Source organism: Pontibacter ruber, from assembly GCF_023630205.1.
Lineage (GTDB): Bacteria > Bacteroidota > Bacteroidia > Cytophagales > Hymenobacteraceae > Pontibacter > Pontibacter ruber.
The window spans coordinates 276146-300050 of sequence record NZ_JALPRR010000002.1 but is presented as its reverse complement, the minus strand read 5'-3'; the positions used below and the strand labels follow the sequence as shown (position 1 = coordinate 300050).

17 protein-coding genes are annotated in these 23905 nt (G+C 51.5%); 5 read left to right on the top strand and 12 right to left on the bottom strand.

Annotated elements, in window-relative coordinates:
- Positions 1-13: 13 nt before the first annotated feature.
- The 8 genes from rsgA to nadA form a co-directional block, all read right to left on the bottom strand.
- Positions 14-1087, bottom strand: a complete 1074-nt coding sequence (gene rsgA, locus MJ611_RS08075) for a ribosome small subunit-dependent GTPase A (protein ID WP_250429163.1) — start codon at positions 1085-1087, stop codon at positions 14-16.
- A 186-nt stretch (positions 1088-1273) separates the two neighbouring features.
- Entirely contained in the window at positions 1274-2542 is a 1269-nt protein-coding gene (gene hemA / locus MJ611_RS08070) for a glutamyl-tRNA reductase (RefSeq protein WP_250429162.1), read from the bottom strand.
- A 641-nt stretch (positions 2543-3183) separates the two neighbouring features.
- The gene (locus MJ611_RS08065) at positions 3184-4245 is read right to left on the bottom strand and encodes a response regulator (RefSeq protein WP_250429161.1); all 1062 of its coding nucleotides are present in this window, start codon (positions 4243-4245) and stop codon (positions 3184-3186) included.
- Positions 4246-4247: 2 nt separating this feature from the next.
- Complete coding sequence (locus MJ611_RS08060; RefSeq protein WP_250429160.1) at positions 4248-5474, bottom strand: hybrid sensor histidine kinase/response regulator; 1227 nt, start codon at positions 5472-5474, stop codon at positions 4248-4250.
- 190 nt (positions 5475-5664) lie between these two features.
- Positions 5665-6114: a response regulator gene (locus MJ611_RS08055; RefSeq protein ID WP_250429159.1), complete on the bottom strand. Its 450-nt coding sequence runs from the start codon at positions 6112-6114 to the stop codon at positions 5665-5667.
- A 10-nt stretch (positions 6115-6124) separates the two neighbouring features.
- Positions 6125-7669 carry a sensor histidine kinase gene (locus tag MJ611_RS08050; protein ID WP_250429158.1) on the bottom strand — a complete coding sequence of 515 codons (1545 nt, stop codon included), beginning with the start codon at positions 7667-7669 and terminating at the stop codon, positions 6125-6127.
- Between the two features lie 196 nt (positions 7670-7865).
- Positions 7866-9401 carry an L-aspartate oxidase gene (gene nadB, locus MJ611_RS08045; protein ID WP_250429157.1) on the bottom strand — a complete coding sequence of 512 codons (1536 nt, stop codon included), beginning with the start codon at positions 9399-9401 and terminating at the stop codon, positions 7866-7868.
- Positions 9402-9418: 17 nt separating this feature from the next.
- The gene (nadA, locus tag MJ611_RS08040; RefSeq protein ID WP_250429156.1) at positions 9419-10462 is read right to left on the bottom strand and encodes a quinolinate synthase NadA; all 1044 of its coding nucleotides are present in this window, start codon (positions 10460-10462) and stop codon (positions 9419-9421) included.
- A 251-nt stretch (positions 10463-10713) separates the two neighbouring features.
- Here nadA and MJ611_RS08035 point away from each other — a divergent pair, with 251 nt between their 5' ends.
- Positions 10714-13017 carry a nitric-oxide reductase large subunit gene (locus tag MJ611_RS08035; RefSeq protein WP_250429155.1) on the top strand — a complete coding sequence of 768 codons (2304 nt, stop codon included), beginning with the start codon at positions 10714-10716 and terminating at the stop codon, positions 13015-13017.
- Positions 13018-13123: 106 nt separating this feature from the next.
- On the opposite strand, the gene MJ611_RS08030 is transcribed toward MJ611_RS08035, so the two are convergent.
- On the bottom strand, positions 13124-13660 hold the full coding sequence (locus MJ611_RS08030) for a YceI family protein (protein ID WP_250429154.1): 537 nt from the start codon (positions 13658-13660) through the stop codon (positions 13124-13126).
- A 163-nt stretch (positions 13661-13823) separates the two neighbouring features.
- Here MJ611_RS08030 and MJ611_RS08025 point away from each other — a divergent pair, with 163 nt between their 5' ends.
- From MJ611_RS08025 to MJ611_RS08010, 4 genes are all read left to right on the top strand, one after another.
- Positions 13824-15050 (top strand): alpha/beta hydrolase-fold protein, encoded by a 1227-nt coding sequence (locus tag MJ611_RS08025; protein WP_250429153.1) that lies wholly within the window; start codon positions 13824-13826, stop codon positions 15048-15050.
- 105 nt (positions 15051-15155) lie between these two features.
- Positions 15156-16010: a cyanophycinase gene (locus MJ611_RS08020; protein WP_250429152.1), complete on the top strand. Its 855-nt coding sequence runs from the start codon at positions 15156-15158 to the stop codon at positions 16008-16010.
- A gap of 193 nt (positions 16011-16203) precedes the next feature.
- The gene (locus tag MJ611_RS08015) at positions 16204-17802 is read left to right on the top strand and encodes an FAD-dependent oxidoreductase (RefSeq protein WP_250429151.1); all 1599 of its coding nucleotides are present in this window, start codon (positions 16204-16206) and stop codon (positions 17800-17802) included.
- A gap of 6 nt (positions 17803-17808) precedes the next feature.
- Complete coding sequence (locus MJ611_RS08010) at positions 17809-18153, top strand: hypothetical protein (RefSeq protein ID WP_250429150.1); 345 nt, start codon at positions 17809-17811, stop codon at positions 18151-18153.
- A 325-nt stretch (positions 18154-18478) separates the two neighbouring features.
- Here MJ611_RS08010 and MJ611_RS08005 read toward each other — a convergent pair whose 3' ends face one another.
- The 3 genes from MJ611_RS08005 to MJ611_RS07995 all read right to left on the bottom strand — a co-directional run bounded on the left by MJ611_RS08005 (position 18479) and on the right by MJ611_RS07995 (position 23841).
- Complete coding sequence (locus tag MJ611_RS08005) at positions 18479-19663, bottom strand: aldose epimerase family protein (RefSeq protein WP_250429149.1); 1185 nt, start codon at positions 19661-19663, stop codon at positions 18479-18481.
- Between the two features lie 48 nt (positions 19664-19711).
- On the bottom strand, positions 19712-21286 hold the full coding sequence (locus MJ611_RS08000) for an alpha-amylase family glycosyl hydrolase (RefSeq protein ID WP_250429148.1): 1575 nt from the start codon (positions 21284-21286) through the stop codon (positions 19712-19714).
- Positions 21287-21372: 86 nt separating this feature from the next.
- Positions 21373-23841, bottom strand: coding sequence for a glycoside hydrolase family 31 protein (locus MJ611_RS07995; protein WP_250429147.1), 2469 nt, complete (start codon positions 23839-23841; stop codon positions 21373-21375).
- Between the last annotated feature and the right edge of the window lie 64 nt (positions 23842-23905).

The window sequence follows — 23905 nt, the reverse complement described above, 5'->3', positions numbered from 1 at the left end:
GCTGTGAGTCGTTTCAGAGGTTATTCTTCCTGATGGTCTTTTTGTAATCCTTCATCATTTTCCCGAACCCCTTTTCCTTTTTCCTGCGCTCTGCAACCGTTGATGTAAAGTGCGCTTTCTCCCGTTCCATTTTCAGGTAGTTCTCGTATGCGGCTTTGTCTATCTCTCCTCTTCCAACCGCTTCCAGCACGCGGCACCCAGCTTCAGAAGTATGGGTACAGTCTTTGAACTTACAGCCTTTTGCCAGGCTCACGATCTTGTCGAATGTTGTTTGCAGGCCGCCTGCTGCATCCGCAATACCTACTTCCCGCATGCCGGGGTTGTCGATCACGATGCCACCATTTTCCAGCACGATCAGCTCCCGATGACTCGTAACGTGCCTGCCTTTGTGCGTGCTCTGGCTGATGGCACCGGTTTTCATCACGGTGTCGCCGGAGAGAGCATTCAGCAAAGAAGACTTTCCGACACCCGATGAGCCAAGCAGGCAGTAGGTCTTGCCCTTCCTTATTAACCTGGTCAGCTCCTCATACCCGCGCCGTGTCTCATTGCTTATGGCTATTACCGGAACATCTTTAACACGTGCTTTTATACTTTCTACAATCTCTTTGATCTGTTTTTCATCCAGTAAATCAGCTTTGGTAAGTATGATAATAGGCTCAACTTTTGAAGCATGGCAGATGGTAAGGTACCGTTCAAGCCGGTTGATGTTGAAATCCCGGTCGAGGGCCTGCACAATCAAGGCGTAGTCAATGTTGGTAGCGATGAGCTGCACTTCGCCGAACTGCCCGACTGCCTGCCTTTTTAGGACGGAAAACCTGGGCAGGATCGCGTGAATAATGGCCAGGTCCGGATCATAGGTTGCCACTGCCACCCAATCCCCGACAGCAGGATAATCTTCGCGGCCCCGGGCAGCAAACCGCATGTTGCCCGTAATTTCGGCGTCGTATTCTCCTTGAGCTGTCTTAACCGTGTAGCGTTCTTTATGCTCTGCGATAACCCTTCCGATCTCAAAGTCTCGGAGATGGTGCTCGATCCTGAACCTCTCCAGCGCGTCGCTATATCCCAAATCCTCCAGCTTCATTTCCATTTTTCATGTAAAAAATTACCAGGCACACTCGAACTATAGTACATCCTGAAGTAGACGGTGTAGTATACTGTGTTTCTTTAGTTTACGAAAACGAGGCCATTCAGGAAGTACAAACTGCTCTGGCCTAAAACACAACAGCCTCCCAACCAAATGGCCGGGAGGCTGTCATGCGTCCGTTATTATAGTTTATACTTTTGCTTCCTGCTTTTCCAGGTTGAACAGGGCGCTCAGGCCCTCTAGCAACGCTTCTGATTCGCCACGCTGACAGGCAGCTTTCAGCTCCAGCACCGGTAGTTTTACGATCTTGTTCAGGATGTTTTTGGTAATGCCTTCTACCAGCTCGCGCTCTTCGGCACCCAGGTTTTTCAGGTGGCGGGCAATTTCCTGCTGGCGTATCTGCTCCAGGCGGCTCTTAAATTGCTGTATCGCCGGCGACATCACCATCTCGCGCGTCCACGACTGGAACTCGGCCATGGCCTCTGCAATAATTGCCTGCACCTGCGGTATGGCAGCCATGCGCTTCTCCAAGGCCTCGGTAGCACGGTTGCGGATGTTGTCGACGTTGTATACTTGTGTGTCCGGCAGTGTTGCCAGTTCGCTGTCGATACTGCGCGGCATAGACAGGTCAATGAAAAACCTGGTGTTTACTTCTCCCTGCTTTTCTACTTCTTCTTTGCTGATAAAGAAGCAGTCGCCCGGCACAGAGGAGATCACCACATCGGCCAGCTTGATCTCTTCCCATACGTTTTCCCAGTACACAGCCGTAGCGTTGGTTTTTTCGGCCAGCTCCAGGGCTTTGTGGTGCGTGCGGTTGGCAATGATCACGTTGTTCACCTTAGATTTCTGGAAGTTATCGCAAACATTAGCGCCGATCTCTCCTACGCCGATCATGAGAACGCGCGGGTCTGTCATGCGTTTGGTCAGTTCTTCTACCAGTTCTACCGTCGCATACGATACCGAAGCAGCGCCGTCGAAGAAACTGGTCTCGTTAAACACCTGCTTATTAGTAAAGAAGATGGTGTGCAGCAAGCGGTGCAGGAACGAACCTGCCATGTCGGCATCAGCGGCCCACTGGTAAGCTTTCTTCACCTGGTTCAGGATCTGCATATCGCCCACTACCTGCGACTCGAGGCCAAGCGCTACGTAAAACAGGTGCTTTACCGCGTCCTCGTGCCGGGTGATGTGCCTGAAGTATGGCGTAATCTCTTTCGTTGCAATAAAGCCTTTCTCCATGGCGATCAATTTGATGATCTCTTTGGAGTAGTCTTGCGCGGAGGCGTAGTATACTTCGGTACGGTTGCAGGTAGAAAGCACCAACACGTCCTGTGCGCCGGTAAATTCTTTTATCTTGTCGAGCAGGTTTTTACAGGCGATCTCATTCAGGGCTACTGCCTCGCGAACAGCAATAGGTGCATGCTTGTAGGATAAAGTAAGTGCTTTGAACTGGCTTTGCATTTTCTTCTCTCAGGTTACAATGCAAAGTTCTCAAAATCTGCGACTCGAAAATATGACTATTGTCACTTTCGCTCAGGATTAATATCACTAACTACAGGAGTCTCTGAGTCGTGGGTTCTGAGTTACGAGTTGATATGACCTCACCCCAACCCTCTCCTCTTAAAGAGGACCCTACCCCTAAAACAGGAGAGGGAGCTATACCCCTTACATACCGCCAGTTTGAGCGTAGCGGTAACTGGTGGTTGAGAATGGCGCCAGTTTGTAACTGGCGAAAGTAGAATTGTGAGAAACACGCCAGTTACAAACTGGCCTCATGTGCAGCCACAAGTTGCGCTGACGCTAAACTTGCGGCATGATACGGCGTTGCTACAAAAGGAGATATTTGTTTCAACTAAAGTATAAACACACCCCTATCCCTCCCGAGAGGGGAATTTCTTCTTTTGCAGTAGCTGGATATACTTTCAGATGGCGCGAGCGTCCTCGCTCGTAACGAGCTATAGTGTAGGCCCTCCGGGCCAGTTGAGTCAGAGACTCAACCTTATAGGCTTGTCACGAATCAGATATTCGCGCCAGTAGCTTTGGTACTGGGTGAGTAAAATCCTGCCAATCTTTTAATCCTGTAGATCCTGATTCTGACAACCTTAATTCCGCATGCGGGCGAGCTTGTCCAGGTTCAGGATAGTGATCTTGCTGCCTTTGGAGTCGATCAGCTTTTCGTCTTTAAAGTCGGCCAGGGTACGGATCACGGCTTCTTTGGAAGAGCCCACTATACTTGCCAGGTCTTCGCGGGAAATGGAGATCTGAGGCTTGCCGCCTTCGGTCTGCTTAAACTGCTTTTCTACTAGCAGCAGGGCTTCGGCTACACGTTTGCGCACCGAGTTGTAGGCCAGTTTCAGCAGGCGCTCTTCGCGGTCGGCCAGGTTATCCGACAGGATCTTGATGAATTTGTTGGCAATATCGCGGTTGTAGTAGAGCAGCGAGAAAAAGTCGTCCTTCGGGATGATGTATACTTCCGAATCTTCCAGGGCCTGCGCCGATTCGCGGTATTGTTTCTCCTCCATCAGATCCAGGTACCCGATAAAGTCACCGTCTTTGTACAGGCCGGTAATATACTCCCGCCCCTCCTCATTCGACTTGAACGTTTTGATCTTGCCTTTGCTCAGGAAGTATAACGCGTTAGGGTAATTGCCTTCCAGAAACAGGTTATGCTTCTTTTTAAAAACCGTCACTTTGCGGTTATCCGAGATAAGCTTGTTGAGGTCTTCCATCCCCTTTGCCTCCTGGATAAAGTTATCCAATCCCTCCACGGTCTTGCTGAATTCGGCCTTCAGGATCTCGTTCTTTTTCAGGCGCATTTCCACCGCGTCCAGCAGCTCCAGGTCGTCGAACGGCTTGGTTAGGTAATCGTCGGCGCCCAGGTTCATGCCTTTACGGAAATCGTCTTTCTCTGATTTCGCAGTCAGGAAGATGAACGGAATGCTAGAGGTTGCCGGGTTCTTGCCAAGCATGTGCAGTACGCCATAGCCATCGAGCTGCGGCATCATAATGTCGCAGATGATCAGGTCCGGCTGCTCTGCTTTGGCCAGCTCCACTCCTACTTTTCCATTCTCGGCTTCTACCACCTGGTAGTTTGCAAGCGAGAGTATCTCCGCGGTGTTCTCCCGTATTTCCTGATTATCTTCGATCAGCAGTATCTTTTTCATGCCTAAACTGTTTTAGGAAAAGTAATGGTGAATGTGGTGCCTTCGCCGAGCTCACTCTGGTAGCTTATTGTACCACCCATGATCTCGACGTATCTTTTAACGATGTTCAGTCCCAGGCCTGTACCCTGAATGTTGGTTACGTTCTGAGCCCGGAAAAATGGCGAAAACAAATGCCCCTGATCGGCTTTCGGTATGCCGATGCCTTCGTCCTGAACAGTAATGTTAATAATTTCTTCTGTAATCTCTGTGGTAAAGGAGATGGTTTTGTCCTCGCCCGAGTATTTGCTGCTGTTAGAGAGCAGGTTAAAAAGTATATTCTTCAGGAGCTGCTTGTCCAGGTTTACTGTTACCTGATCGCCGATGTGCCGGTACCTGATCTGCTGGCCATCTTTCAAAAAGCCCTGCAGTTCATCGGTGACTTCTTCGGCAAACGTTACCAGATCAAACGTGGTCGGCACGTTATAGATCTTACCCTCTTCCATACGGCTGATGGAAAGAAAATCATTCAGGATGGAGGTCAGGTTGCTGACAGCAGACTTTATACGGTCAACGTGTTTCAGCCGTTTATCATCATCCTCAGCAGATTTATACTTGCCGATAAGCGAGGCCGAAGAAAGCACCGTGCTCAGCGGCGTACGAAACTCGTGCGAGGCAATGGTAACGAAACGGGATTTGAGCTCGTGCAGTTCCTTCTCCTTGCTCAGGGCCTTTTGTATTTCGCGCTGAGCGGCTTTCAGGCTTTTGTTGGAATGTTCGAGCTTGCGGATGGCCTCGCCCAGCTCCCGGGTACGCTCCTGCACGCGTGCTTCCAGTTCCTCGTTCAGCTTCTGGATCTCGGTCAGGCTTTTGGCATGCTCCAGGCTGTAGCGGATAGAGCGTTCCAGATCGAAGGGCGTGAAAGTACCTTTTACCAGGTAATCCATGGCCCCAACGCGCATGGCTTTTTCGTCTGTTTCCCGGTCGCTCTGACCGGTTAAAAGTATAAAAGGGGCCGTATAGCCTTCTGCCACTGCCTGTGCGATCAACTCCAGGCCATCGTGTGCACCCAGCCGGAAGTCGACCAGGTACACGTCATGCTTCATTTGCCGGATAAGCTCCAGTGCTTCGTTAAACGACGAGGTCCAGTCCAGAATATAATTCCGCCCGGTGATATCGTGCATGATATCTTTTGTGATGATGTAATCATCCTCATCGTCATCGACCAGAAGTACTCGTATCTTATCGGCCATATTGGGGAGTTAGAGAGTTTGGGAGTTAGAAAGTTAGAAAGTTAGAAAAGTAAAAAGGTAAAGAGTTTGGGGGTTAGAGAGGGATTCAAAAAGAGGGTTTTATACTTTAGAAGAAAGTATAGCTACTGTTTCCTGCACCACTTTTCAATGTTTAACTCTTTACTTCTCTAACTCTCTACCTATCTAACATTCAAGGTTTTGGAAGTTCTACTATTTCGAACCAGTATTTGCTCAGGGTCTTCATCACGTCTACCAGCGATGCGAACGTAACCGGCTTGGTGATGAAAGAGCTTACACCCAGGTCGTAGGTGCGGAGTATGTCTTCTTCGGCTTTGGACGTGGTCAGTACCACTACCGGAATTACTCGCAGGTGATCGTCTGACTTTATTTCCTTCAGGGCCTCGCGGCCATCTTTTTTAGGCATGTTCAGGTCCAGCAGGATCAGGCCTGGAGTCGGATACTGTTCTTTATCCGCAAATTTGCCGCGGTTATGTAGGTAGTCTACCAGTTCTTCCCCGTTCTCTACAAACTGTATATGGTTGGTAAGCCTGCTTTCCTGCAGCGCCTCTTTTACCAGCATCCGGTCCTCTGCATCGTCATCGGCAATAAGTATGACAATGGGTCTTTTATTTTGGGTCATGATCTAATGTTTACTCCTGAATGTGCTTTGTTGCTAATGTTACGATAAAACGGGTGCCTATGCCCGTCTGGCTTCTGGCCGTAATGTCGCCGCCGTGGCGGATGGCAATTTTCCGGCAGATGGCAAGGCCGATGCCGGAGCCTTCATACTTCTGACCTTCCAGCCTTTGGAAGATGTTGAAGATACGGTCCAGGTACTTTTCGTCGAAACCTATGCCGTTGTCTTCAAAGTGCAGCTCGATCAGTTCATCGCCCGGCGTGCCGGTCAGGTGCGCTTTTAACTGCAGGTGTTTTGCAAAAATATTGATCACCGGCTTCTCATTTTCCTTCCGGAACTTAATGGCATTACTGATCAGATTCTGAAACAGTTGGCGCATCTGGGTTGGTTCCGCATCGATTACCGGCAGCTCAGAGTGCTTGATCTCAGCACCTGTTTTCTCGATCATGATCTCCAGGTCCGACAGCACTTCCTTCAGGATGTTGTTCAGATCAACTTTTACGAACGGCTTGGACTTGGAAGTAACGCGCGAAAACTCCAGCAGATCGTTGATGAGGTTCTGCATACGGGAGGCAGCATTCAGCATACGGTCCACGTAATCCTTGCCTTGTTCGCTCAGGTGCTCGTACTCCTTGGTTTTGAGCCTGTCGCCGAAGGCCTGTATCTTGCGTAGCGGCTCCTGCAAATCGTGCGACGATACATAAGCAAAGTCCTGCAACTCGCGGTTGCTGCGCTCCAGTTCGGCAGCATAGCGGCGCAGGCGCTCCTCGCTCAGCTTCTGCTGGGTAATGTCGTGTATAAAGCCGGTGTATACTTTGCGTTTTGCCAGCAACACTTCGCTTATGCTCAGGAAAAGCGGAAAAATAGTGCCGTCCTTTTTCAGGCCCGTTACTTCACGCCCGATCCCGATGATGCGTTTTTCGCCAGTCTCGTGGTAGTGGTGCATGTAGTTGTCGTGCAGGCTGCGGTCCGGCTCTGGCATCAGCAGGTTGATCTTCTGACCGAGCAGCTCATCTTCTGTGTAGCCGAACAACTTTGCAGCCGAGGGATTCACCATCTCAATGATGCCCCGCATATCGATGGTGATGATGCCGTCTACTGCGGTCTGGATGATGGAATTGATCTGGCTCTCACTTTCGCGCAGGGCGGCCTCCGTCTTCTTCAGCTCCGAAATATCGTGCACAAGTCCGGTGAAGATCTGCTTCCCCTGCACGGTAGCTTCGCTGACACCAAGCATGAACGGGAAAACAGTGCCGTCCTTCTTTTTGCCAAGCACTTCACGCCCTTTCCCGATGATCTGCCCGACGCCCGTACGATGATAGTTGTGGATGTAGGTATCGTGCAGGCTGTGGTCAGGCTCCGGCATGAGCATGTTCACGTTGTTGCCGATCATCTCTTCTGGAGAGTAGCCAAAGATCTTTGCAGCAGCCGGGTTTACGGTTTCAATGATGCCATAGCGGTCGATGGTGATGATACCATCCAGTGCGGTTTCGATAATGGCCTGCAGCAGCGACTTTTCGTCAACGGTATGGTTTGGGTTGTGGGAGTGTTCTTTCAAGGGCAATGTTTTTTATAAAGATAGTTACCTTTAGATTACAGGCAAAGAATCGACGGATGAAATGGCCGGCCGGCTCCTGAACAGCCTGTATCTGAAAAGTATACGAATGGCTGTATCGCTGTAAAAAAGTTTTTCTCTCTATACGAAGAAGTATAAAAACGGCTACTTCCGGCAAAAAGCTTTGTCTGTGAGTGTGCTAATGCGACAAGGTAAGCTCAGGGACCTGTTCCATGTAGTGGCCGCCTATACTTTCAGTTCTGCTCAGGCAGGCCTTCAGGATGATCTCAGCCACCGTGAGCAGGTTTTTGGTTTCTATCCTACCTTGGCACGTAGGGGCCAAATTATGGGTGGGTTGCAGTTGCTGCTTAAGCGCTTCTACCCGTCTGATGGCCTGTTGCAGCCCCTGTACGGTACGCACAATTCCGGCATGTTCCCACATCAGGTGCTGCAACTGCTGTTTTATACTTGCTGCTGTTCGCATTGCAGCAGGTATACTTTCACTCGTTATACTTTCCTGATTGTCTGGCAAGTATGATACACCTTTTGGCAATCTAACCGCATGTACTGCAGCACTTTTGCCAAACACCACACCTTCCAGCAGTGAATTGCTGGCCAGCCGGTTGGCGCCGTGCACGCCGGTGCAGGCTACTTCCCCGATGGCATACAACCGTGCTAGGGAGGTCTGCCCGTGCAGGTCTGTCTGAAGGCCGCCGCACTGGTAATGCGCTGCAGGAACCACTGGGATCAAGTCATTAACAGGATCGATGCCTATACTTTTGCACTTGGTAGTAATAAACGGAAATTGCTTTTGCACCTTACCTTTTGGCAGGTGGCGTGCATCCAGGTATAGACAGGGGCTGTTAAGCAGCTGCATTTGCTCGTACACAGCACGGGCCACTACATCGCGGGGAGCCAGGGAGCCTAGGGGGTGATGGCGGTGCATAAATCGGTTGCCGTCTGGTAGTACCAGTTCAGCGCCGGCTCCGCGCAAGGCTTCGCTGACCAGAAACGTATCTTTTGCGCCAGGCTCGTAAAGGGCTGTTGGATGGAACTGGAAGAATTCCATGTTAGTCACCTCCGCATCTGCCCGGCAGGCCATGGCCAGTCCGTCGCCGGTGGCGATGGCCGGGTTGGTGGTGTGCTGGTATACCCTGCCCGATCCGCCTGTGGCCAATGCAACAGCTCCGGCAAGTATGGTTTTGATGGCGCCATTTTTCAAATCCAACACCTCCACCCCATAACATACCTGGTTTTCTGTGAGCAGGTCAATTCCTAGGTGGTGCTCCAGTAAGGTAATGTTAGGTTGATGCCGCGCTGCCTGCACCAGCACCTGTTGTATGCTCAGGCCGGTATGGTCTTTCACGTGGGCAATGCGGTGCCGGCTGTGGCCGCCTTCCAGGCCCAATGCCAGTTGCCGGCTGTCGCTTTTGTCAAACAAAACACCCTGCGCCTGCAACCACCCGATGGCTTGTGGCGCCTGCTCTACCATGTAGCGGACAGCCGCTTCGTTGCACAGTCCGGCACCGGCTGTCAGGGTATCCTGCACGTGCTGTTCAAACGAGTCGTAAGCGCCCAGCACGGCGGCTATACCTCCCTGGGCGTAGGCGGTGTTGGTTTCTGTGGCACCGGCTTTGCACACCACGGCCACCGTACCGTACGTAGCGGCATGCAGGGCAAAAGTTAGACCGGCAATGCCGCTGCCTAAAACAACGAAGTCATACTTCAGCGTCATACCTGGCAGTTTATACGTTAAGCAAAGGCCAGCATGCGCTCAATGGGCACCAGCGCTTTCCGGCGTATTTCTTCCTCTATTGTCATTTCAAAATTACGCTCCGCTTCCGTACCGATTGCGCGCAGTGCCTCCAGGGTACGTTGCAGCGAAATCTGCTTCATGTGCGGGCATTTGATGCAGGGCACCACAAACTCTTTCTCCGGATACAGCCCGCGCAGCGTAGCGCCAAGGTCGCACTCCGAACCAAGTATAAACTGCCTAGTCTGGCTCTCGCCCACAAACCGGATGATGTCGGATGTGCTGCCCACTACGCCGCCTGTTCCGGTCAGGGCGTCGGCTACGGTATTGTCCGGTACCTCCCAGTGCACAAGCACCTGCGCCTCGGGGTACATCATCTTCAGGCCATTGATGCGCTGCGATGTGAACTGCTCGTGTACCTCGCATTTGCCCTCCCAAAGTATAAGCTCCTTGCCTGTTTCGGCTTTGATGCGGGTTTGCAGGTTTCGGCCCATAAACAGGTCCGGCAAAAAGATCAGCCGGTCGCCTTCGAACGAGCGGGCAATGTCGAGGGCGTTGCGGGAGGTGCAGCAGATGTCGGCTTCGGCTTTGGTCTCGGCGTAGGTGTTGATATAGGCCACCACCGGCACGCCCGGGTACTGCGCTTTCAGTTTGCGCACATCGGCTCCGGTTATACTTTCGGCAAGCGAGCAACCGGCCTCAAAACTGGGCAGCAGCACCTGTTTGCCTGGGTTCAGGATCTTGGCCGTCTCTGCCATGAACCTGACGCCACAGAAAACAATGTTGGCTGCCTCCACGCTTTTAGCAGCCACACTCAGGCCCAGCGAGTCGCCTACAAAATCGGCAATGCCGCCGTCCGTGTGCTTTACCTGCAGCTCGGGCGCCATGTAAAAGTGCGAAAGGATGACAGCGTTCTTCTCCCGCTTCAGCTCGCGTATTTCTTCCACCATTTGTTGCACCGACGCCTCCTCTGCCGGATCGGCATACGGGTTCATGATCATGAATTTCTCCAGAAAGTTGCTCTTTACTTGTGTGATAGGCATAACTAAAAAGTAGGTTTTATCTATAGGCAACACACCTGCTACCTGCCTCACAAAGGTAAAGCGACAAAGATCAATATTAAAAGACCCTAAAATCTTTTATTAATGATTTTTGTCATTTTTCCGGAGCCATTCCCTCCTGACCTTTGACCCGAAAACAAGGAAGCGCTTGGTGGGTGATCAACGAACCCAATCAATGCCTCCCTTCAGGATGAAAACAAAACTTACACTGATAACTATTAATTTTTACTCTTATGAAGTATAAAAAGCTATGGCTGGGGTTCATTGCCGTGATCGTGGGCTCCTTTGCCGTACTCGGGTACTACGGATCCGAGATCTACCGACAGGCCCCTCCTATTCCGAAGCAAGTTGTAACCACTTCCGGGAAGGTGCTCTTCACCGAACAGGACATCAAAGACGGGCAAAACGTGTGGCAGTCGATTGGTGGCCAGGAACTGGGTTCTATCTGGGGCCACGGCGCTTATGTAGCGCCTGACTGGAGCGCTGAGTGGCTGCACAAAGAAGCCATGTTCTTCCTCGACAGCTGGGCACAACAGGAGAAAGGCGTAAAACACGACGAACTGGATTCAGAACTACAGGCCATGCTGCAGGCCCGCCTGCAAAAGCAGATCCGCGCCAACACCTACGACCCGGAAACTGGCGTGCTGACTATCTCAGACCTGCGTGCAGAAGCCATTGCTGATGTAAGCAAACATTACACTGGTTTGTTCATGAACGATCCGGCACTGGCCAAGCACCGCGATGCCTATGCCATGGCTGACAATACCGTAAAGGATCCGGAGCGTATGCGCAAAATGAACGCCTTCTTCTTCTGGACCTCCTGGGCCTGCGTAACCGAGCGCCCCGGCATGAAGATCACCTACACCAACAACTGGCCTTCCGAAAAACTGGTAGCCAACGAGCCAAGCTCTGACCTCATCATCTGGACCGGTTTCAGCGTGATCATCCTGATCGCGGGCGTTGGTTTGCTGGCTTACTACTATGCTTCTAATCATGAGGAAGGCATCGACACTTCCAAACTGCCAAAGCAGGATCCCTTGCTGGGTTTGAAGGCAACCCCATCCATGAAAGCGACGCTGAAGTACTTCTGGATCGTGACCGCCCTGATACTGGTGCAGGTAACGCTGGGGGTGGTAACAGCGCACTACGGCGTAGAAGGACAGGCACTTTACGGCTTCCCATTGGCTGATTACCTGCCGTATTCCATTACCCGTACCTGGCACGTGCAGCTGGCTATTTTCTGGATCGCAACCTCCTGGCTGGCCACTGGTTTATACATTGCCCCGGCTGTGTCGGGTTACGAGCCTAAGTTCCAGAAGTTGGGGGTTAACTTCCTCTTCATCTGCCTGCTGATCATCGTGGCTGGTTCGCTGGCCGGTCAGTGGTACGGCGTAATGCAGAAACTGGGCTACGGCGAGAACTTCTGGTTCGGTCACCAGGGCTATGAATATGTAGACTTAGGCCGCTTCTGGCAGATCTTCCTGCTGGTGGGCTTGTTCCTGTGGCTGGGCCTGATGGTACGCGCTATCATACCTGCTTTTAGAAACGATGTGGAAGGACGCCACCTGCTGGGCATGTTCCTGATCTCTTCGGCTGCCATTGCCATCTTCTATGCTTCCGGCCTGATGTGGGGACAGCATACCAACCTGGCCATTGCCGAGTACTGGCGCTGGTGGGTAGTGCACCTGTGGGTTGAAGGCTTCTTCGAGGTATTTGCTACCGTGGTGATTGCGTTCCTGTTCGTGCGCATGGGCCTGCTCGATACCAAACTGGCCACAGCTACCGTGCTGTTCTCTACCATCATCTTCCTCTTTGGCGGTATCATCGGTACGTTCCACCACTTATACTTCAGCGGCACGCCGACTTCGGTGATGGCCCTGGGCGCAACCTTTAGCGCGCTGGAAGTAGTACCGCTGGTACTCATCGGCTTCGAAGCGTACCACAACCTGGAGATCAGCCGTGCTACTCAATGGATGAAGGCATACAAATGGCCGATCTATAGTTTCATAGCGGTGGCTTTCTGGAACCTCGTAGGTGCGGGTGTGTTCGGCTTCGTGATCAACCCTCCGATTGCGCTCTATTACATGCAGGGGCTCAACACCACACCGGTGCACGGCCACACCGCATTGTTCGGGGTGTACGGCATGCTGGGTATCGGCCTGATGCTGTTCGTGCTGAAAGGCTTATCGGCCCGCAGACGCTGGAAAGACGGCGTAATCAGTTTCGCGTTCTGGTCCATTAACATCGGTCTGATGCTGATGGTGCTGATCAGTGTGCTGCCGATCGGTCTGCTGCAAACCTGGGCCAGCGTGGAGTACGGCTTGTGGTACGCCCGCTCCATGGAGTTCATGCAAACCGATACCATGGAAGTGTTGCGCTGGCTGCGCGTAGTAGGTGATACGATCTTTGCGGGTGGCGTGCTGGCGCTGGCCTGGTTCGTGATCGGCTTGAAAACCGGCTGGTCTTTGGAAGAGGACTTTGACGTAACGCCGGATCAGTACCCAAGCGTGAAGCAAGAGAAACAAGCAAAGGCCTAAGCCAGGTTAGCCGCTAAGTATAAAAGCCGTCCGGGAATGATCCGGACGGCTTTTTATTTGTTTTGGCAAGTATAGTTTCTGAAGCTATACTTGTAAAGCTTACAACCTACGCCTGCTTTACCAGCTGAATTTCGCAGTGCAGCCTGATCTCATCGCTTACTACCACGCTGCCGGCTTCGGTCACGGCATCCCACATCAGGCCAAACTCTTTGCGGCTGATCTTGCCGTTTACTTCAAAACCTGCCTTGGTTTGTCCGTAGGGGTCTACCACAATGCCATGGTACTCTACCTCCACCGTAACCGGCTTGGTGGTGCCCCGGATGGTAAGGTCGCCGTGCAGCCTGGCTCTGCCCTCCCCTGTTTCCTCGTAGTTTTTACCTACAAAGCGGAGTTCGCCATGGTTTTCGGCGTCAAAAAAGTCTGCCGAGCGCAGGTGCGTGTCGCGCTGCTCGTTGTTGGTGTTGATCGAGTTCACATCGGCTGTGAACACAATGCTGGAAGCTTTGGTAAAATCTTCATCTTCTGTTTCCACCTCCAGGTCAAATTTGCTGAAGTAGCCTGTAACGGTTGTGATCATGAGGTGCTTTACCTTGAACTGAATTTCGCTGTGCGCCGGATCGGTTTTCCACTTTACTTTTGCCATATACTTTTATGTTTTAGTATCACAAGTTAAAGGCCTGCAATTAGTTAAGGCAGGCGGACTTAAATCTATAGGTTCCGTTCTTAACGAATACGATGTAGAATCGTTGTACCTACACCAATATTGCTCCTGTTCAATTAACCGGAAATGATGATACGCTCGTTTGATGGTAATATTTATACCTTTCGTATCTTCCGCCCACCGTACCATACCTGACAAAAACCATCTCATGCGGATCGCTATACTTTCCATACTTTTTAAGTTATTTATCTCTTTTGCTTTTGCACAGGCGACAGCTGGTGTAAACACAGCACCTAAAATCACCTTTATACTTCATGCCCCGGAGCTTGCTGACAGCAGCACGGTGTACATAACCGGCAATACCAGCCAACTGGGAAGCTGGGATCCGGGAAAGGTAAGTATGGAATACCAGGGCGATCATACCTGGAGCAAAAAAGTACAGTTGCAGGAGCCGCAGTTAATAGAGTACAAGTATACCTTAGGCTCCTGGGAACTTGAGGCCACCAACGTTAGCGGACAGCCGCTCCCTAATTTCAGCATCCGGGTAAGTGGCGACACGATCATACAAGATGAAGTAAAGCACTGGAGCAAAAGCAACGCGAAAAAAACATTTACAGGAGGCATTACGGGTACCCTGAAATACCACAGAGATCTTGCCGGTGGTAGTCTGCCCAAGCGCGACCTGGTGGTATGGCTGCCACCGGGGTATAATGAAAAGAATAGCAAGCGCTACCCGGTACTATACATGCACGACGGACAGAATGTCTTCGATCCGGCCACGAGTTCCTACGGCGTAGACTGGCGGATTGATGAGATCAGCGACAGCCTGATCCGGGCAAAGGCCATAGAGCCGGTAATTGTAGTCGGCATTTACAACACGCCCGACAGAATGGAAGAGTACATTCCCGGCGATAAAGGCAGCGCTTACATGGACTTTGTCGTGAACGAGGTTAAACCGCTTATCGACCAGACCTACCGTACCAAACCGGACCGGAAACATACCCTGGTGGGTGGCTCCTCCGCCGGGGGCATCATGGCATTCATGCTCACTTGGGAGTATCCACAGGTCTTTTCCAAAGCGATCTGCATGTCGCCAGCCTTTAAAATTCAGCACATCGATTATGTAAAGGATGTACTTGCTTATAACGGCAAAAAGAAAAAGCTATACTTCTACATCGACAACGGCGGCATTGAGCTGGAAGAAAGACTGCAGCCCGGCATAGACGATATGTTGGCGGCGCTACGTCAGAAAGGCTACAAAGAAAACAGAGACTTTGTGTGGGTAAAAGCGCCTGAAGACAAACACAACGAAGCTGCCTGGGCCAGGCGTATGCCTGCTGCCCTGAAACTGTGCCTGCCGCGCCGCAGGTAAGTTGCTAAAGTATAAATCCGGCTTCCTATCCACTCCCATACTTCTCCTTAAATACAAGATCAAATTTGCAAAATCCAACGTTTAACGTATAAATCGGATCAGCAAATGGAAGCTCCAAAAGGAAAGATAGTGGCCATCGGGGGGAACGAAGACAAAGGATCTGTTCCGAGGCCAGCGGATGAGGAACTGGGTAGCCGCATCCGCTTTTTCGAGCATGGCATACTGCGCCGGATACACGACGAACTCTACGGCCTTGGCACCCGCATCGAAGTAATAACCACGGCCTCCCTGATCCCGGAAGAAGTTGGCCAGGCTTATATGGATGCGTTCCTGCTGCTTGGCTGCGATAACGTGGGCGTGTTACACATTAAAAGTACAGAAGATGCGAACAACCGCGGGTACCTGGACCGTTTATCCAAAGCAAACGGGGTGATGTTTACGGGCGGAGATCAGCTGCGCATAGCAGAAGCTTTTCATGGATCGCAGGCGCTGCAACTTCTCAGGAACCGGTACTTACAGGAAGAAAAGTTCCTGATTTCCGGCACCAGTGCGGGAGCCATGGCCCTGGCAAATACGATGATAGGACGATCCAGGGAATCGATCCCGCTCATCAAAGGCATGGTGAGCCTGAGGGAAGGGCTCGGTCTTCTGGATCAGATCGTAATTGACACGCACTTTGTAAACCGCCGCCGGATTCCCCGACTGATCGAAACCATAGCAGCAAACCCCAGCCATATTGGGATTGGTCTGGGCGAAGACACCGGTATCCTGATTACGGAAGGGAATTGCGTCGAGACCATCGGCTCCGGACTGGTGATTCTGATCGACGGACGCAAGCTGACGGCGAACAACTATGCACAGGCTGGCGAAGGGGAGGCGCTTTGCCTGGAGAACCTGACCATGCATGTATTACCCAAAGGCAGGGAGTTCTGGATCGACTCAGGTGAGATCGGTGAATAGTTTCACTTCCACTACACAGTTCCCTCCCCTCCTATCACCCATTGCTTCACCCCTATCTACTTGCCTTGCTGTAAGCGCTAAAATAAGAAGGCACCCGCTGTAACTTTCATCCTGAAGCAGCATCAAATAAGAAGATCACATTCAAAGTATAGGCTATACTTTAATGTATAGCTAACGAACTTAAATCACGGCTATGAAAACACAATCGTTCTGGGAGGCTACCACGCCCCAACGTCCTGAGTTCCCGCCCCTGGAGGGCAATCTGGATGTAGATGTCGCCATCATCGGGGGTGGCATTACAGGAATCACGACGGCGCTGCAGTTAACGGATGCCGGCAAAAGCGTAGCCGTGCTGGAAGCCAGAAGAGTTGGAGGAGGCACCACCGGCTGGTCTACCGGCAACCTGTATGTACCCACAGGCGCTTACTATCACAAGATTCTCGATAGCCGGGATAAGGAAACCATGAGCTCGGTTGCATACGCCCGCGCCGCTGCCCTGGACTTTATTGAACATCAAACGCTGCAAAAACAAATCGACTGCCATTTCGCCCGCCGCCCCTGGTACTTTTTTACGGAAGAAGAAAACATGGTGTCCACCATCGAGAAAGAAGTAGACGCATTGCAGCGGGCAGGTATGCCCATCGAGTTTACAGAGAATGTTCCGTACCTGAACCAGGATGGTATCCGGATAGCCGCCCGGATGCACGGGCAGGCGCGGTTTCATCCGCTTCGCTATGTGCTGGGCCTTGCCACGGATATTGCCGCACGCGGCTGCCAGATCTACGAGCACACCACCGTCTTCGACCTGAAAGAAGAGAAAGACCATTGCCTACTTAAAACGCAACACGGCACTGTAACCTGCCGCCAGATCGTCATTGCCACACACATTCCCATTGGCATTCATACGGTGCAAACCGTAGCGGCACCGCACCGCAGCTATGTGGTGGCCGTCAGGCTGCGGAACGATGATTACCCGGATGCTTATTTCTGGCAGAACGACACCATGCACAAGGCCATTACCACCCACAGCACCGATTCGATGAAACTGGACATGCTGATGGTGGCCGGCAACCACCATAAAACCGGCCAGGCCTCTCATCAGGAATACCAGCATTATTTTAACGAACTGGAAGACTACGCCCGCAAGCACTTTGATGTGGCATCGGTGGAGTACCGTTGGTCGGCCCAGCATTACAGGTCAGGCGACGGGGTACCTTACATCGGGCTAACGCACAAGGATGCCAAACGTACCTACATCGCTACCGGTTTTTATGCCGATGGCCTGATCTACGGCACCGTGGCCGGCATGCTGCTATCGGATATGATCGTAGGGAAAGACAATAATTGGTTAAAGGCATTCGACGCGACCCGGGGCACCAACCTGGCGACAGCAAAGACTTTTGTGAAAGAGAATGTAAACGTAGCAGCCCAATACCTGAAGGACACGCCTTTTAGCGCCGATGTAAAACACCTCTCTGAGATTGCGCCAGGAGAAGGCAAAACCATGGAGATAGACGGGGAAAAGGTGGCTGTGTACCGCAACCCCAACAACCAGCTGCACGCCTGCTCCGCGGTCTGTACGCACATGAAGTGCATTGTGCACTGGAACAACGCTGAAAACACCTGGGACTGCCCCTGCCATGGCAGCCGCTTCATGATCGATGGCAGCGTGATCGAGGGACCCGCCATTGCAAACCTGGAGCAAAAGCAGATCGACGTTTCCGGCGAACACCTTATCGAAGGCGAAAAACATCGCTCCGGTCAGCGCGATATTAACAACCCGATAACCTAAGCAGCCATGGCAACCCTATTTATAGCAATCGAATTTTTCGCTTTGGCAGCCCTGCTCGGGATGTACCTGCTAACGTTTGTGCTTAGAGGCAAAGAAACGCCAAAGGCGATCGTGTTCACGCATGGCCCCTTAGCTGCCGTAGGTATCATCCTGCTGATCGTGTATATTCTGAAGGGAGGCCCCAACCCCTGGGACAGCCTGATCTTGTTTGTGCTGGCTGCCTTGGGTGGCGCTTACATGTTATTCCGGGACCTGACCGGCAGGCCTATTCCACCTTTACTGGCAGTAGGGCACGGTTTGCTGGCTGTCACCGGCTTTGTACTGCTGCTGGTGTTTGCTTTTGGGAGCTAGCATACTCGTAATGCTATAGTCACAGCTGTACTTATACAATAGCCCTCGCTCGCCTCTGGCGAGTGTGCGCTATTAAATGGCGTCCCGCCACGTGTGCATGCTTGTCATCCCCCCTGCCCCCTTCAAAGGGGGACTTTTCGCTCATAGCCAATTAAGAAGTATAAGCAGTGTAGCAACAACTTTATTCTCTTAGATGGGGCAGAAGGCCTCTGAATAGCTCACACTCTCCAGAGGCGAGCGGGGGCGCTGAGTATAAGAAGACAAAAAAGCCGCTCCCCAAGCTGAGAAGCGGCTTTCAAAAGTATAAACCTATTATACTTTATACTTACTTACGAACAGAGAACTTGTAGATGGTTGTTTCCTGGTACGTCTCGCCCGGCTTGATCACAGTGTTTGGGAACTTCGGTTGGTTCGGAGAATCCGGGTAGTGCTGCGCTTCCAGGCAAAGACCGGCGTAACGCTCATACTTTGTATTGTTCTTCCCGGTCAGGCTGCCGTCGAGGTGGTAAGCCGTGTAGAGCTGTATGCCCGGTTGTGTTGTAAGCACTTCCATTTCCCGGCCAGTGGTAGGGTCATACACTGTAGCTGCTTTCGTTAACTTATCGTTTCCGTTGTTGATCACATAGTTCAGGTCATACCCGTAGCCCTGTAGGTTGTTTATGCGCGTGCCCACCGGCTGCGGTGTGGTAAAATCGTACGGTGTGCCTTTTACAGGAACAAGCTCGCCAGTCGGGATCAGGTCTTTATCCGAAGCTGTATACTTGTCTGCGTTGATCTGCACCACATCGTTCAGGATGTCCTTGTCTGCCCCTGCGCTCAGGTTAAAGTAGCTGTGGTTGGTCAGGTTAACCGGTGTAGCCTTGTCGGTGGTGGCGGTATAGTCGATCTTCAGGCTGTTGTCTTCCGTCAACGTATAAGTTACGGTGGCCGCTAAGTTGCCCGGGTAACCTTCTTCCATGTCCTTGCTCACATAGGTCAGCTTGATGGCGTTCTGATCCGGCATTTCTTCTGCCTGCCATACTACCCTGTCGAAGCCGATGTTGCCGCCGTGCAGGTGGTTCGGGCCGTTGTTGGTAGCCAGTTTATACTCCTGGCCATCAACGGTAAACCTGCCTTTGGCAATGCGGTTGGCAAAGCGCCCGATTATACCGCCGATGTGCGGATCGTTCGGGATGTAGCCGCTTACGTCGTTAAAACCAAGTACCACATCGCCCATCTTCCCGTCTTTGTCAGGGGTTGTAAGGGAGGTAACAATAGCACCATAGTTGGTGATCTTCACCGTTACACCGTTCTTGTTAGTTAAGGTATACAGGCTTACTTCCTGCCCGGTTGGTGTAGTGCCAAAAGGTTCTTTTTTGATCTTCATGGTACCTTGCTCTTCTGTAGTGGCAGCAGTGTTTTCCGTTTCGGTTTTTGTTTCCTGGCTGTTGCAGCCTGTTAAACCACTTACGCTCAGGCTCCCGAAAAGAGCCAGCAGGAGAAGTGTATTACTGGATTTAAACTTTTTCATAAATGCTGTTTAGCAATGGTTTTATTTTGATGTGGCTGAAAGAACTACTTATTTCTTCAGAATCAATGTGCTGTAAGCCGGCAACTGAACGGCGCTTCTCGACAGCTTTGCATTATTATTCTGGAAAACTACAGATTTATGCTCCTTCAGGCTTGCCGGCAATTCTATACTTGTAGCTGCTCCGGAAAGGTTATGTAGCACCAGCACCGACTCGTCTTCATTTGTCCGTAAGAAGGCACTGATCGCCTTGTTTTCTAAACGAATCGGCTCAATGGCACCATAAGTAAGCGCTTTGCTGTTATTGCGCAGCCTGATGAGCGTTTTATAGTGGTTCAGGATCGAAGCTTTATCTGCTGCCTGCACGGCTGCCGGCGTTACGGTTTGTTCTGTGTTGTTTTTCGGCGTCATCCAGGTAGTACGGCAATCATCCTTGCTTTTCACATCCCACAGGAAAGGCTCGCGGATCTCCTCATCCGGCTTTTTGCCTTTCATACCAATCTCCTCGCCATAGTAGATGTACGGAGAGCCCGGCAGCGTAAGTAGCAGCGCAGCCGCAAGTTTCGCTTTGTTCATGTCGCCGTTCATTTCGCTCATGATCCTGTTCTGGTCGTGGTTGCTCAGGATGGTCGCATCTATAAAATCCGGGTTAACATCGTCATAAATATCTATGATCTGGGCGTGCTTTATGGCCAGCGAATCACCTCGACCTGTGTTCAGGGCCTTAAGAATGGCCCAGCTCATTTCGAAATTGAACAAAGCAGGAAGGCCTTTGGTATAAGGGGCTACCGTCTCGGCTTCAGCCCATACTTCGCCTACCAGGTACACATCCTTCTTCACTTTCTGCATTTCGCTTCTGAATTCTTCCCAGAACTGGTGGTTGTCTTTCTCACGATCGTCCGGGTAAATGTGGCGTGCAGCATCCAGACGGAAACCGTCTACACCAACGTCCTTCAGCCAGTACCTGCCTATCTTGTAGGTTTCTTCGCGTAGTTTCGGGTTGTCGAAGTTGAGGTCCGGCATGCCGCCCCAGAAGTAACCAAAGTACTTGTAGTCGCTGCCCTCTACGCTGTGCCAGTGATTCACGTTAAACGAGTCGGCCCCGGTGGTTTTGCCCTCTCCTTTTGTCTGCGGGTCATCTTTGTGCGCCCACACATAATAGTCCCGGTAGGGGCTTTTCGGATCTTTGGCGGCCTCTTTAAACCACGGATGCCCGTTGCCGGAGTGGTTGAGCACCAGGTCCATCACTACCTTGATATCCCGCTTGTGCGCTTCCTTCACAAACTCTTTGAAATCATCCATGGTACCATAGTCCGGATGGATGCCATAGTAGTCGGTTACATCATACTTGTGGTAAGATGGCGAAGGGTTGATCGGCATCAGCCAGACAGCTTCAATCCCCAGATCATCCAGGTAATCGAGCTTTGAGGTCATGCCTTTGATATCGCCTATGCCGTTTTTATCGGAGTCGCAGAAAGACTGCACAAATATCTCGTAGGAAACACCTTTTGGCCATTCGCTTGCCTTCTTATCGGCGTCTGTACCTAGTTTGGCCGGCGTACTACAGCCTGTAGTAAGGGCTAAAGCGGCTAAGGGTAAGAAATGGTGTAATTTTAGTTTTTTCATGAGTTCGAGGAACCTGTAAATGTTGTTTTAAAAGTATAAAAGAAAAGCATCCGCAAAAACAAGTGATGCGGATGCTTTCAAAGATATTAATAGCTGATGGTAAATGTATCGTTGCTGTTTTTCACCACAACATTTTTCACTTTGTAGCCTTCTACCGGGTTAGATGTACCCTGCGGATCGAACCGGGAGATCGGCGCCAGGAAGGAAGCAAGATCATCCTGAACATCGGCTTTTCTGCCGTTGAATTTATACTTAGTTTTGGCATCGAAGCCGTGCAGCACCACCTTCACATTATTGAACTTCGATTTGAAGGAGCCATCTGTTTTGTCGAACGTGATGGTCTTTTTCTTCGGATCGTAGCTGATGGTGCGCTTGTAGTAGGCGTCTTTTTCGTAATCGTAGGTTTCGCCGTCGTCCTCGTAGTATACAAACGAGTTGGCCACATCGCCTTTGTACACATGCACGGTCAAGGTATCGGTCGGCTTCTCCATCGTCGACTGGATCAGCGACTGCATCGGAACTATGCTGCTTTCTTTCACATAAACCGGCAGCTTGTTGAAAGCGATCGGGATCATCTCTTCCCGGTTACCCGTCTCTACCTCGCCTGTGTACAGGTTGTACCACTTTCCTTTCGGGAAGTATACTTTGCCATAGTTCTTGCCGCTTTCGAAAGGCATGATCAGGAATGCCTCGCCAAACTGGTACTGCGTGTCAAACTCGCTGTTGTATACTTTGGCATCGTGTGTATAGTCAATAGCCAAAGTACGCATGAGCGGACGGCCATTCTGGGTAGCCTCGTAGAAAGATGAGTAAATGTAAGGCAGCAGCTTGTAGCGCAGGCTGATGAAGTTACGGGCAATCTCGGTCACCTCTTCGCCAAAGGCCCAAGGCTCCGCTGATTTGGTGTTAACGCCGGTGTGATTACGGAAGTATGGCGTAAAGGCTCCCAACTGTATCCAGCGGGCATAGAGGCCTACCGAAGGATTGCCGGTAAAGCCACCTATATCCATGGCTGTAAATGGCATGCCGCTAACCCCCATACTGTTCAGCAGGCGGATACCCAACAGCATGTGGTTGTCTTCGGCGCGGTTGTCGCCTGTCCACATGGCAGCATAGCGTTGCGTACCTGAAAAGCCTGCACGTGTAAGCAGGAACGGACGGCGGTTGCCCATGTGCTCCCGGGCGCCTTCATAGCTGGCACGGGCCATCTGCAGGCCATATACATTGTGCCCTTCCTTGTGCGTTGTGGTGTGGCCATCGTAATCAAAGAGCACGTTGTTCGGCATTTTCTGCCCCCAGGTAGCGATTTCGTTCATGTCGTTCCACAAGCCGTCCACGCCATCGTTGGCATACAGCTTCACTTCATTGCGCCACCAGGCACGGCCTTTCTCGCTCGTAAAATCCGGGAAGTGGGTCCAGCCCGGCCATACTTGCCCGGAGTAATTCTGCCCATCCACATACTTCAGGAAGATGTCAGCTTTCTTACCGCTTTCATAAGCAGCGTAGCCATCCTCCACTTTAATGCCCGGATCCACAATCACAGTCGTACGGAAACCCATCTGGCGCAGTTTGTCCGTCATCTGGCGCGGGTTCGGGAAGCGCTCCTTGTTCCAGGTGAAAAGCTTATAGGCATCCATGTAGTGGATGTCCAGGGTGATGCCGTCTGCCGGTATCTTTTTCTCCCGTAGCGTCTGCGCAATGCGGTATACTTCAGTGTCCGGATAGTAGGAGTAGCGGTTCTGCTGATAACCCAGGCTCCAGAGCGGCGGCATGTTCATGCGGCCGGTCAGGTCGGTGTACGAAGTAATGATGTCGGCTACTTTCTTGTGGTGGATGAAGTAGTAATCCATTTCACCGCCCTGCGCCCCGAAAGAAGAGAAGCGGTTGTTGCTGGCACCGAAATTAAAATCGCTTTGGTACGAGTTATCTAGGAAGATGCCGTAGTTCAGGCCGCTGTGTATGCCGATGTAAAAAGGAATGGTAGCATAAAGCGGGTCCTGCCCCACCGTGTAGCCATACGCATCGGTGTTCCAGTTGGTATAGCCACTGCCTCTACGGTCGAGGCCGCCGGTCTTCTCGCCCAGACCAATGAAGCGCTCACCTTCCTGCATTTTTTTGTAGGTGGTTACTTCTTCCCCTATCCAGGAAGTAGTCAGGCCGGCTTCGTCCTGGTTAATTACTTTGCCATCGCGGGTATAAAAGGCCACGGCGAACGGATTTTTGGTAATACGCGCCTGCAGCGAGTCGGTAACAATGGTTACTTCGTTGGCAGACTGCGTGATGTTGGCTTTGGTTTGTTTTGGTTGTGCAATGACAGCGTAAGAGAAATCAGCGGCCAGGGGTTGCTTGTCCATGCGCACGCGCACGATGGTCGGGCTGTAAACAGTAACCTCCACATGCGCATTCTGATTGGTGGTGATGTTTACTTTCTGCCCCTGTATGTTTACCGAGCTAATGGCGCCTACCCCTTTTACAGGGCTGTTTTGTGCCGAAGCCGGGAAGATAAAAGAGGATAAAAGAGCAAGGGTGAAAAGTGATTTGCAGGAAATCTTCATGCTTTCGGGTTTTCTTTCATTAGGATATACTGGAATACTAATTTAAAAATAAACCCGGCAAGTT